We start from the raw sequence: 12,358 nt of genomic DNA, 5'->3' as shown, positions 1-12,358 counted from the left end.
GTGACTTGCAGGATCGCTCCCCACCTCCCGGGTGACGGGAGGCGATCCCGTCACACACCAGATGCTTCACAACAGCCGACGCAATATACGATCGCCAGGCTGACCCCCGACCGAAAGTTGAACTTACAGAAAAGCACGACCCTCGACTTTCTTGCCAAATATGCCACTGATCATAAGATCATAAGATCATACATTAATGTTCTTTTTTGCGGTTTGAAAAATTCAACATGAAAACGAACAAAAAGCAAACCACAAAAAACAACGATAGGACGATTGCCCGAGTCTCTACAGCCACACCCATCGCCCATAGCACGAAATAACCAGACAGGACTCCAGCAAGAGCCGCAAACATAGGAATGAGAAAATATTTTACCACACGAGATTTCATGAATTTCTCCGAAAAATTTCAAGGACCGAATCCCCGGGCACATATTGCACCCGGGGGCACTCGGCGTCCGCTATCACATTAACTTATGATTATTTTACTAGCAATCCATTAGGCCATGCAGAGTCCCACCGACCAGCCCTGCATAGAAACCGCCAATAAATCCAACCGCGCCTGAGATCCCCGCACCAGGGCCAAGGAAAGCACCGCCGATGGCTCCCGCAATGCCAGCTGTCACACCCCCGGTGACAGCCGTTTGACCGGCGTGCGTCGCCACACATTGTGCCATCAGCCCCGTGGGGTCGATGTTGTTGATCGGGTCACATGCGGCGTAGGTGTGGTTGTTCAGCTCCTGGCGGGAGGGGTCCGGTTGAGTGAAGCCCAGGGTGAAGGTGTCGTAGAAGCGGTGGGACAGGTGCACGGTCGCGTCCTGGAACTGGTAGGCACCGGTGTAACCGAACGGGTTCAACTCCCCCGCCCGGGTTCCGTCCAGAGTGTCAGAGGACTGTTCACCGTAGGGGCTGTACTCATACACCGCGTCCGGAGCGTCGGTTTCGGAGCCCTCGGCGGTCAGGGCCAGGACGGTGTTCTGGTGGTCCAGGGTGTAGTGGAAGCGCTCGTCGCCGTCCCAAGCCACCATCGAGATCAACTCACCGTTGGGGTCGCGCACGAAGCTGGTGCGCTCGCCATCGGAGGCGATGTTGGTGACCCCCAGGGCGGTGTTGGACAGCTGGCGCTCGATCCGGCCGCCGTCGTGGACGTCGGTGACGCCGCGCATCTGGGTCTGGTCAGTGGTGTCATAGCTCAACCACGCGGCCAGGTCACCCTCATCGTCATCGATACGGGTGTTCTGCTTGGTCACCGAGTACTCGTAGACGTACTCGTCGCGGCCGGTCATGTTCCCGGCCTCATCGTGGGTGATGTCCTCACCGCGCGCGGTGGTGGGCTGGTCGGCGTCGTTGTAGGCGAACTCCTCCTCACCCGCTTCTAAGAGGTTGCCTGCGTCGTCGTAGCTGTAGTCGATCTGGCCGTTGCTGGTCAGGCGCTGGAGCCCGTCGTAGGTGAAGCTCTCCGTCTCCCCGTTGACGGTGCGCGACTGCAACTGGGCGCTGTCGTCACCATCGGTGGTCTCCCAGGTGTAGGAGGCCTCCACCAGGCTCTGGGCAGAGGCGCCGGTGGTGGTAATGGAGGTCAGACGGCCCGAGGCATCGTAGCTTCGCTCCTCCAAGGCCCCGTCCGGATGCACGATCGAGGTGCGCCGGTTGTTCGCGTCAGAGGAGAAGGTGGTCTCCGCACCCGTGTGGTCGACCAGGGATGTGAGGCGGAACGCGGCGTCGTAAGCGTAGGTGGTGGTGTTGCCGTGTTCGGTGACGGCTGTGACGTTCCCGGCGGCGTCGTGGGTGTAGGTGGTGGCTTCGGTCCCGGCGGAGTCGGTGCGCTCGGACTCGGTCAGGTCGCCGCAGCCGTTATAGGACCAGGTGGTGGTGGCCTGGTCGGTGTGGGTCGCGACCTGGCGGCCGTTGCCGTCGTACTCCACCGCCTGGAGCACGGTGCCGTCGTGGCTGATGGACACGATCCGGTCTAGGCGGTCGTAGCCGTAGTCCAGTCTGATGCCGTTGCCGTCGGTGACCGAGGTGACCCGGGAGAGCGAGTCGTAGCCGAAGGTGGTGGCGCCGATCGGGCCGGGCTCGGCCATCTCGGTCAGGTTCCCGGCGCTGTCATAGGAGAACGCGGTCTGGTTGCCGTTAGCGTCGGTGACCGACGAGACCAGGCCCCGTCCGCTGTAGGGATCGAGGACACCTCGATGTCCATCTCCTCCTGGACCGCGCGGGTCAGGTTGCCCGCGTCGTCGTAGGACATCGACAGCTCGTCGCCGTCCGGAGTGGTGACGCTGGTGGCCTTGGCCGGGTTGGCGGTGTCGGCGAAACCGACCGAGGTGGCCGCGCCGGTGGGCAGTTCGGTGCCGATGAGGTTGTTGAACTCATCGAAGCTGTAGGTGACCGAGGCTTCGAGCGGGTCGGTGGTCGAAGCGACGTCCGAGTTCGCGGTCCAGGTCTGGGAGCGGGCGTTGCCCACCTGGTCGGTGGCGGAGGTCTGGCGTCCCCGGTCATCGAAGGTGAAGGTCGATTCCCCGCCGCCCGGGTCACTCACCACCGTCTCGGTGTTGGAGCCGGGCCCAGCGTCGTAGGAGTAGGACGTGCTCGCCCCGCCCTCGGAACCGTCAGGGACGGTGAGCGAGGAGACCTGCCCGTCGCTGTTGTAGGCGATGGACCAGGTGGCGCCGGTGGCGTCGGTGATCGAGGTCAGCTCGGTGCCGCTGTCGTTCCAGCCGAAGGTCAGATCCTGGCCGGCCCGGTCGGTCAGAGTGACCAGGTCGCCGTACTCGTTGTAGTCGAAGGCGGCCGCGGTCTCACCGGTGGGGTCGGTGATCTGGGTGATCCACCCCTCCTGCTCGGTCCACTCCACCGTGGAGACCCGGTCCTGGGAGTCCACGATCGAGACCATGTCGCCCAGATCGTCATAGCGCAGGCGGTGGGTGTTGCCGTTGCGGTCAGCCTGGGAGTACAGCCAGCCCTGGGCGTTGAAGGTCCACACCTGGTCTTCGTAGACGCCCCGGTGGAAGGTGAGCGCGTAGTGGCCGTTGTCTAGTTCGACCAGGTCGGCGTTGAGCCCGGCCGGGGAGACGAAGGAGCCGTCGCCGTCGATGTCGAACCCGGCGCAGAACCCGGAGGGACCGCGCAGGACCACGGCGTTGGAGTAGATCTGCAACCCCACGTCCTGGCCGTGGGAGAGGGTCCACCCGCCCCAGCCACCCAGGGAGTTGTAGAAGGTGGACAGGGACAGGTCCAGGCCGGTGCCCGCCGTGGTCAGGTTGCGGTGCTGGACGACCAGATTTCCGTTCTGGGTGTTGACCGCCAGCTCTAGGCGGTCGCTGATCTGATGGCGCTCCAGCGGAAGCCACTCCTGGATGCCGCCGTTGGGGTTGGAGTCGCATTCGGCGGCGAGGATGTCGGCGGCCTGGTCGGCCTCCTCGTCGACCGGAGGTTCCCAGGCCTCATCGGGCGGGTCTTCACCCACCGGGTCCTTCACAGCGGGGCCGGGCTCCCAGGTCTCCGGGACGGGGACAATGCGATCGGCGGGGGAGTGGGGGTCGGTGTCGGCCCACACGGGCGGGGCGGACAGGAGCCCGAGGGTGAGGGTGGCGGCGGCCGTGGTGGCCACGGCCGCACGCACGGGGTGGGATCTCACGAGGGGGATCGCTCCAAGAGGGGGAGGGGATGAGGAATCCCCGACCAGCCGGAACCATGGAGCGGGCACGGGAAGCCAACCAGGTGCGGGGGATGCAGCCCGCGAAGACTACGAGCCCCCACACCCGGGGCGCGATGACCCCGCAGTCACCACCCTCACGCAGGGTGAGAGGCCTTCCAGAGGGTTTAACCGGCCCCGAAGCAGAACGTAGCGGTCGCGGTGCTGTGCGCAGCAGGAACACCAGAGTGCAGAACACGGCACGGGCCACTCCGGGGGCCACGTGGGGTACTCGGTACCGGCTTCGGGGGTCGCGTCCACATGTGGCCCCTGACAACAGTTGCCACAAAGCAACTACCTGAGGTCGCCAGCGAGACACAGAGAGCGACACGCGTGGAGCATCAGCCCGCCCGATTCTTCGCCCCCACCATCGGACGCACCCCCTGCTTGCGTGCTCCGTTTGTGCTCCGCAGTTTTGGACCGGGACGTCAGCGGGCGACACGACGCGGCACAGGACGGCATCCTGATTCGGATGGTGCGGGACGCAACGGCACGAAGTGACACGGAGCGACACCCGGGCGCCGGACTTCTAATCCGACGGTCGCAGGTTCGAATCCTGCTGGGTGCACCACAAACCCCCAGGTCAGACGGGGTACACGAGGACCTCGAAAGAGGTCCTCGCGGCGTTTGGGGGGCCATGTGTGCTCCTGGTGTGCTCCCCAATACAAGGCGAGTACAGGTGGGGCGCGACCTCACAGAGCACTTTGCCGTCCCGTGACCGTGCGGGCCCGCAGTCGATGTGCCCCCGCACGCCCTTCAACACCCCGCGGCCGCCTCTGAACCCCTACCCTGCGCGGGGGCAACCGGGGGCCGGACGAGCCCTCTCAGACGCCCATCGGAGTGTCCAACACAACCGGGGAGATTCACTTCGTGTCGTGTGCATGCCGTGGTGTTGGGACCGACCAGCTCATCAACTACGCACCCGTCCGGGCCTGTCTACCCGGCCACGCACGACCCCCGTCGACGTGAGGAACGTGTTCTCAAGCTCAGGAAGCCTCTCCGCGTTCTTGTAGAGATCCTTGGCGCTGTTCGTGCCTTTCTCGGAAAGCCTCGCGCCGCTCCCGTTCGCGCCGGCTGAAGGCGGCGTTGCGCACCGACTCCTCGCTCTCGAAACCGGACCCGATCGCACCCGCCACCGTGGCCGCCGCCGTCACCAGCACAGGGATCAGCACATAGGTGCCCGCGCTCGCTTGGCCAGCGATGTACGAATCCAGAACCCCTGGCGAGAGCAATACCAGCGCCGCTGTCAAGTTGACCAGATACAGGCCCACATACAAAAAAGCTACTCCGAGGCCCAAGGTCAGTACCGTCGTCGCGTTGAACAGCACCGCCTGTTGGCGCTCGTCGCGGGGGCGCGCCCCCACCGGTTCCCACAAGTTGTGGTAAACGATGAGCCATCCAGTCATCACCGACAGCGCTCCCATTGCCGCAAGGGCCAGGCGCCAGGCTGACAAAGTGGTCGCGATCTCCCAAACTGTGGCGTTGAGCAAATAGAATGCGCTGAAGGCAAAGGCACCGACCAGCGGGCTGGTTAAGCTCCAGGTCAGGCGCCAGGGCCGGTTGGCTCGTACCATCCCCAACAACAAACGCAGATTCCCCCACTTGGAGGAGATCCGGGCATCGACTCCGGCCTGGTCGGGGGTGTGACGCCGAAAACGCGCCGCTAGTAGGGGGATGCGGTTTCGTGCGTGTGGTGCGGTCCCCTCTTGGGGAGCCCCGGGTCTGTGCATATCAGCGACGAGCTGAGCCACTACCGCACCGACCCTGCGCCGCAGCGCCATGACCCCGAAGGCCGGTAACGAGACCACGACTACGCGCCGCTGGCTATTCATGTCACCCATGATCGCTCGCTTGCCGCTGCGCATGGGCAGGTCGGTCACGCATACGACCATGTCCCAGCCGTGCTCGGCCAACTTGGTCTCGGCGAGCTCCATCATCGCCGTGTGGCGGCTATCGCTGGGCGGGAGGCGTTCCCAGTGCACCTGGGCGGCCCAGGTTTGTTCTGAGTCGACTTGTTGAGTCAACAACTGTGGAAGGTCCTGAGCGAGCTGTTCCCCGATCAAAGCTGGCATGGCGACGGGATCAGCGATCACGCCGACCGTAAGGCGGTTCTCGTTCTGGCCCTTCTGACGTTCTGCGTCCAGCAAAATTCTGCCTCTCTTATTGAGTGAGACCCAGTCAGGAAAGCTGACACACAAGCCCTGAAGAAAAACACCAGACCTTGAACCTTGCAAGCACAGACCTCATTGCCTCATAAACGGCAGCGGATCCCCTACTGAAATCTTATATGGGAAAAGTGAAAAATGTACCCGTCTCCTCAAGGGGCTACACTTCGATTTTACTGATCTTTGATTAGGCGCTTGACGGAATAGGGCACGGATCCAACCGGACCGATCGGATGAAACCGCGCAACAAACCGGGCTGTCACTGGACCGAGCACAGATGGGACCGCAGCACCCGCTCCAGCTCCTCCGAGCTCCGGAACGCCCGGTTCACCAGATGGCCCGTCGGGTGTGCCCACAGTGTCTCGCCCGGCACTCCGATTGGGTTTCCGGTTTGTCATGATTTCTGGACTGCTTTTCCGCGGTAGTGGCAGCGCCGAGCGTCTGTTTGATGGTCGAGGCAGGGCGCCCCAGTTGGCGCCCGATCACTCGCAGGCTCTGGCCTTGGTGGTGCAGATCCGCGATCCGTTCCCGGTCGGTCAGAGTCAGAAAACGCGGGTACACCTGCGCTCCGAGCGCGGCTAGGGTTGGCGGAGGGCTGGTCAGGGACTTGGTGGTCGTCTACCCGGTGGGGAGTCCACGCTACGCCCGTCGGTGTAGAGCCAGCTGTTACCGGACTTGCGTACCCTGTGGTCCCAGTCCCGTGCGGTGCGCTCATTCACCCCGACTTCTCACACGGTCTGTCGGGGCACGTGTGCGCAGGCGTTCGTACTCCTGGCGCGCTGGGTACGGCCGTTGTCGGCGTTGTGCGCTCGGCCAGGCCTGACGAGCCCACCCCAAGGCGGTGTTCCGGTTGATCTCGAGCAGCCGGGCTACCTCGGTGGCGTTGCCGATCTGGTCCATCAGTTCCAGGAACCGTGCTCGCAGACGATCCCGTTCTTCCCTCGAAAACGACACCGTGGTCGCAATGTCCTGAAAGTCAGGGTGTTGCGACCACCGTTAGAACCTGAGCTCCTCCGGGCCCGCGTGGTGTAGGTTGCGTGGCCGACTGGCCGACCAGCGGCGTAGCTCACGCCAGCGCGGGCTTGAGCACCACCTTGGTCCAGCCGTCCTCGCGGTTGTCGAAGTGCTCGTAGGCCTCCGGTGCCCGCTGCAGAGGCAGGTCATGGGACACGATGAAGGACGGCTTCGCGCGGTCCCGGTGGATCATGTCCCGCAGTTGCCGGTTGTAGGCCTTCACCGGCGCCTGGCCGGTACCGATCTTCTGGCCCTGGAACCAGAACGTCCCCATGTCGAAGGTGAGCCGACCGTTGCGGGCCATCTCGTCCGACGCTCCGGGGTCGGAGGGCAGGAAGATGCCCACGACGCCGATGCCGCCGGTGAACTTCACCGACTTGACCAGGTTGTTCATGGTCATCTCGGGGTGCTCGACACCGAGATGGTCGTGGGCCTGGTAGCCGACGCACTCGCAGCCGCAGTCCGCGCGACGGCCGTCGGTGAGGTTGAGGATCTGCTCGACCGGGTCGCCCTTGGAGTCGTCCACGGCGATCGCCCCCATCCTCTCCACGAGGCGCAGCCGGTCGGGGTGGCGGTCGACCACCATCACCTGGGACGCCCCTTGGAGCAGCGCGGAGTAGGCCGCCATCAGGCCGACCGGACCCGCGCCGTAGACGACGCAGGACTCCCCCGGCTTGAGCCCGGCCAGGCGGGTGGCGTGCCAGCCGGTAGGGAAGATGTCGGCGACCATCACGTAGTCGTCCTCCTTCTCCTGCGCGTCCTCGGGCAGCCGCAGGCAGTTGAAGTCCCCGAACGGCACGCGCAGGTACTCGGCCTGCCCGCCGGAGTAGGGGCCCATCCCGACGAAGCCGTAGGCGGCCCCGGCCATCTCCGGGTCGGGGTTGGCCGTCAGGCAGTAGGAGGGCATGCCAGTCTCGCAGTTGCGACAGAACCCGCAGCCGATGTTGAACGGCAGACACACGTGGTCGCCGACCTTGACGCGCTCGACACCCTCGCCGACCTCGACGACCACGCCGAGGTTCTCGTGCCCGAGCACCTTGCCGGGCTCCAGGTCGGTGCGTCCTTCGTACATGTGCAGGTCGGAACCGCAGATGTTGGTGGCGGTGATGCGCACGAGCACGTCGGTGGGACGCTCGATCCGGGCGTCAGGGACCTCCTTGACGGAGACATCGCGGGATCCGTTGTACACAAGGGCCTTCATGATCTTCTCCAAGAATGGGCGCGGGACGGGCCTGGTGGAGCTTTCCGCCCTTGCTCCGACCCCTGCTCTCCTAGCACCGGGACGAAACAGCCTCACGCCCACGGTTCGGACAAAACATGTCAAGGTTCCGTGACTGACCGCCACGAGAGCCGGGACGCAGGGTCCACCATCCCCGCCACTGGTAGGCCGTGGTTGGCGGCCGCTTTCGCCCGTGTGGGAGGAACCTTCCGGGGACAGGGCTTCGGCGTCGCGGCAACTGAGCAAGCGCCGCGCAGGGGCGAAGTGCTGCTGGACGTCAACGACATCCAGCTCAGCCACCAGACCGAACTGCGCTGGAACAGCAACGAGGATTGGGCGTGGTCGGGCTGTCCCGTCCGTGAGCCGCTCATCGGGCCGGAGGAGTTCGACCAGGTTCAGACGCTGTTGGGCTCGCGCGGCCGCACGCGGGCAGGGGAGCACAAAGTTCACCGCACTCGTCGGCGCTACCTGTTTTCGGGGAGCCATGGAGTGCTGTCTGCACGATCACAGGACACCGGGGCACTGGACCAACGGCGACCGTGCTGTCGGTGCCGCTGCCCGCAGGAACATGCCCTGGCCAACAGGTTGCACCACCCCCGTAACACCCCTCCACTTTCCTGGCCATAATCGGCACCGCCTGCATCCTCATTTGCTATAAGCATCTGGCCAAACGGGCCGACGACAGAATGACCAAAAGAGGAAGACACCAGGGCAAGTTCTCGATAATCGATCGGACCTTTGATCCGATGGTTCACGAGCCCCGGGCACGAGGAAACCCCAGGCCAGAACGGGTGAACCCGTCCACTCGCCTGGGGTCGGAGCGCCGTGTGGGGCTCCTGGTGTGCTCCCCGGAACCGGCTACCGCACCGGCACCACACCACCCGCCCCTGCCGGGACCGACGCCCCGCGCAGCAGCGCTGCGGTGGCCTCGGCCGCCGCCTTGGCCACGTCCGGGAACACCGTTTGGTAGGTGTCCTGGGTGAAGTGGGTAGTGGAGTGGCCCAGCTCGGCCGAAACGACCTTGACGTCGGTTCCCGCGGCCAGCGCCATCGAGGCCGCCCCGTGACGCAGCCCGTGCAACGTGATCGGCGGAAGTCCGGCTGCTCGAGCGATCCGGGCGAACCAGTCACTCACGTGCGAGGGCAACCACCCTGACCCGTCCTGGCGGGTGAACACCAACCCCGAATCCACCCACTCACGTCCCGCTTTCAGCCGGGCCTGGTTCTGGAACTTCTTCCACCCCCGCAACACCTTCACGGTGTCGGCATCCAGGGTGATGGTGCGCTGACCCGCTTCACTTTTCGGGGTGGTGGTGAGCGTAGTCCAGGACAGCTGCACCACCTGCGTGCGGATATCAGCCTCCCCATCGGTGAGCCGGGTGTTAGCCCAGGGCAAGCCCACCGCTTCACCCCGGCGCAGCCCTTTGACGGCGATCAGGTGGAACAACGGGTACAGCCATACGTACTTCTTCGAGTGTTCCAGGAAGGTGCGGGTCTGCTCGGGTGTCCACACCATCACCTCACCCGGCACCGTCCCATCCTTGGCCCAGCGCTCGACTCGCCCCGGTGTCCACACCAGCGGGCGTTTCCTCGGACAGGAGGGAAGGCGTGCGTGGGAGGCGACGTTGACGTTCACCGACTCCTCGGGGCTGCGCACCGCATCCGACAGGGCACTCCGGAGCGTGGCGCGGATGCGGTGCTTGGTCGACAAACTCACCACCCGCTGGCCTCGCACCGAGGCCCGCACTTTCGCGTCCTCGGACTCGCGGGCTTCGAGGATCCGCTCGTTGTTGGCCTCGATCCACTCGAACATCGCCTCGACCTGGCTGGACTTGAGCCGATCCAGCCGGACCTTGCCCAGATGCGGCACCAAGTACTTGCGGATGTGCCCGGCGTAAGAGGTCCGGGTTCCCTCAGCCAGGTCCGGCTTCGCCTGGATCCACGCCTCCAGGTAGGCCCCCACGGTGGGGGCTTCCTTGCGCACGTCAACCCCTGCCCCCAGACGTTTACGCACCTCGGCCACCGAAGGGAACGGGGTGCGGGCCTTGAGGGCGTTCTGGATCAGATCCGCGATCTGCACCTCCACCTCCTGCTCCCCTTCGGCGAGCTCCAGCAAAGACTTGAGGTGGTCCAGCTCCTCCCACGCCTGCTCCTGGCCCTCCAGACCAGTACGGCGGGCCTGACGGCGCCTGCCCTCGCTCGTGCGTGGAAGTTCGAGCTGGTACCCCCAGTCGCCGTGCCGGGGGTTGAACGCCCCACCCTGACGACGCAGCTTCGGACACCGCGCCCCCAAAGCACGGCCGGAGTTCTCGTCCCGACACCCGCACCGTTTGAACACCCGCCCCTGATGAGAAGCCATCTACGACTCCCCCTCCATCCCGTGGTTACTACGCGCACCACACCCTGAACACCCCTCACCGAAGGTGGAGGACACAGGCAGGCCGAGGTAGGCCAGGATTCCCGCGGTGGGGACCCGCCACGACCTGCCCACCCGCAGCACGGGGACCGGGAACGTCCCTTGGCGCAGGAGCCGGTAGGTGGTGGTGCGGCCCAACCCGAGCATCCGCCCCGCCGCCATCGGCTCCAGCACCACCGGCAGGGAGCCGACCTCGCCCAACCTGACCGGAGTATCCGACCTCACCCTGACCACCTCCCCGCCCTGTGTGAACTGCACGGATATGGTGCGCGGCCCCGCATCGTGCGGGGCACCACGCATCCACGCTCGACCTCGCCGAGGTGGTCAAGCGGATTCGCCAACAACCCCACCGGATTTTTCCTCCGCAACCCCTACGCCACCCGATATGGGTGTTATGTCGTTTTCGCTGGTCAGGGCCGCCAGAGCCCTTGTGTGGGGCCCGAACCCCCGGGTTCGCCCTGGGGCGACGGACCCCGGGTGTTCGGGCGGTGTGGGGGCGCTGGTGGCCCCACACCGCCCCACCGTCCGGGCCGAACAGGAACCGCCCGACCCGCCGCCCCATGCCAACCCCGAGCCCGGTGGCCACGGCCCCAGACACGAAGTGCCACCCACGTCCCGTGCTCCTCCTCACCCCCGTGCGCCTCCTTCTGTTTTTTGTCCCTCACCCAGTAAGAGAGCCACCGCCGCCCCGGACTTCGACACCTCGAACAGAACCTGTCGAAGAAACCAAGCCGAAAGAGCGGGAGGAGCGGCCCCGCCAGACGTTGAACGGCGAAGGTCCAGGCACCTCCTCTGCTACCGCCACTCCCTTCTCGACCAGGCCGCCCCGCCGCGCATCGGATCCGCCTCCGGTCCAGCAGCCGTGGCCCACCTTCGCTGCTGCTCGCGCACCTCACGGCGGCGCAGCAAACCACTCGGCTGCGGCGGGTGCATGCTCAGCGCACACCCGCACGATCACAGCTTTTATGAACCCACGAATATCGGAGGGCCACAGAATCCCAGAACAGTAGCATTAACAAGGCTAGCGAAGGACATTTTTATAAGTGAAAACGAAAGGAGAGGAGTGGTGGATGGCGGGCAGGCCAGAGCGGGAAAATGGGGTGGCGGGTCGGCGGCCCGCCAGCAGGCCGGGGCCGCCGCCCCTACGTGAAGTTGACTACCCACTGGGTACAAGTCTGACCCCGTGAGTCAAGCTCAAATGGGCTCTGACCTGCAAGGACGCGAGCTTTCAGCCTGATCGCGCCACTGGGGGCGCTGGCGTAGCCACAGGCATAGTCACAGGCGTAGTCACAGGAAGGGCGATGCGCGTAGTCACAGGCGTAGTCACAGGAACCCCCTGTTTTGCGCCCCTTCCCCGCCCCAGAGAGAGGACAATCGCACGAGAAAAGCTTCCTCCGACTCACGGAGCATTCTTCTATCTATCGCTCGATCCTCCACACCGCACCGGGGCCGACCAGCACGCCTGAACGCGCACGCACCGCACCCGAAGAACCCCGAGACTAGCACTCACTCCGCACTGCGATTCCTGACATCTGAGAACACATTATTGGTCACGGAATTATTTATCAGAGAACCATATGTAAACAACGGCGAGCTGAGCAATCCACCACCCGGACCGAGGACTAAGCATGCACCCTTGAACACCTAGAGGGATTAAGTGATGCATGAGCTCTGCAGGAGCAGGAAAGAGAGGAGGGCGGGCGGGCCGGAGAGGAGCCAGAAGGGGGCACATGGGGCGAGCGGCCGAGGGGTCACTGCCGGGGGCCGCCGCCCCCTACGTGAAGGTGACTACCCACTGGGTATAAGTCTGGTTTTGAGTCACACCCCTAAAACACAATCTGACCTGCAAAAACG

7 protein-coding genes are annotated in these 12,358 nt (G+C 64.8%); all 7 read right to left on the bottom strand.

What is annotated here, in order from left to right:
* Positions 1 to 485 precede the first annotated feature (485 nt).
* Positions 486 to 2,156: an RHS repeat-associated core domain-containing protein gene (locus tag ABZ635_RS08840; RefSeq protein ID WP_357761185.1), complete on the bottom strand. Its 1,671-nt coding sequence runs from the start codon at positions 2,154 to 2,156 to the stop codon at positions 486 to 488.
* Positions 2,087 to 3,634 (bottom strand): hypothetical protein, encoded by a 1,548-nt coding sequence (locus ABZ635_RS08835; protein ID WP_357761131.1) that lies wholly within the window; start codon positions 3,632 to 3,634, stop codon positions 2,087 to 2,089. Before ABZ635_RS08835 ends, ABZ635_RS08840 begins: the two co-directional genes overlap by 70 nt.
* Before the next feature lie 1,043 nt (positions 3,635 to 4,677).
* On the bottom strand, positions 4,678 to 5,838 hold the full coding sequence (locus ABZ635_RS08830; protein WP_026129679.1) for a hypothetical protein: 1,161 nt from the start codon (positions 5,836 to 5,838) through the stop codon (positions 4,678 to 4,680).
* A 345-nt stretch (positions 5,839 to 6,183) separates the two neighbouring features.
* Entirely contained in the window at positions 6,184 to 6,417 is a 234-nt protein-coding gene (locus tag ABZ635_RS08825) for a helix-turn-helix domain-containing protein (RefSeq protein WP_160167885.1), read from the bottom strand.
* Between the two features lie 505 nt (positions 6,418 to 6,922).
* Complete coding sequence (locus ABZ635_RS08820) at positions 6,923 to 8,071, bottom strand: glutathione-independent formaldehyde dehydrogenase (RefSeq protein ID WP_026129680.1); 1,149 nt, start codon at positions 8,069 to 8,071, stop codon at positions 6,923 to 6,925.
* An 876-nt stretch (positions 8,072 to 8,947) separates the two neighbouring features.
* Positions 8,948 to 10,447: a tyrosine-type recombinase/integrase gene (locus ABZ635_RS08815; protein ID WP_357761126.1), complete on the bottom strand. Its 1,500-nt coding sequence runs from the start codon at positions 10,445 to 10,447 to the stop codon at positions 8,948 to 8,950.
* Positions 10,448 to 10,729, bottom strand: a complete 282-nt coding sequence (locus tag ABZ635_RS08810; protein ID WP_357761124.1) for a helix-turn-helix domain-containing protein — start codon at positions 10,727 to 10,729, stop codon at positions 10,448 to 10,450. It abuts the gene before it with no gap.
* Positions 10,730 to 12,358: the final 1,629 nt, after the last annotated feature.

The organism is Nocardiopsis sp. NPDC007018 (genome assembly GCF_040635075.1).
Taxonomy (GTDB): domain Bacteria; phylum Actinomycetota; class Actinomycetes; order Streptosporangiales; family Streptosporangiaceae; genus Nocardiopsis.
The sequence above is the reverse complement of the archived record's forward strand: the minus strand, read 5'-3'. Positions and strand labels throughout refer to the sequence as shown.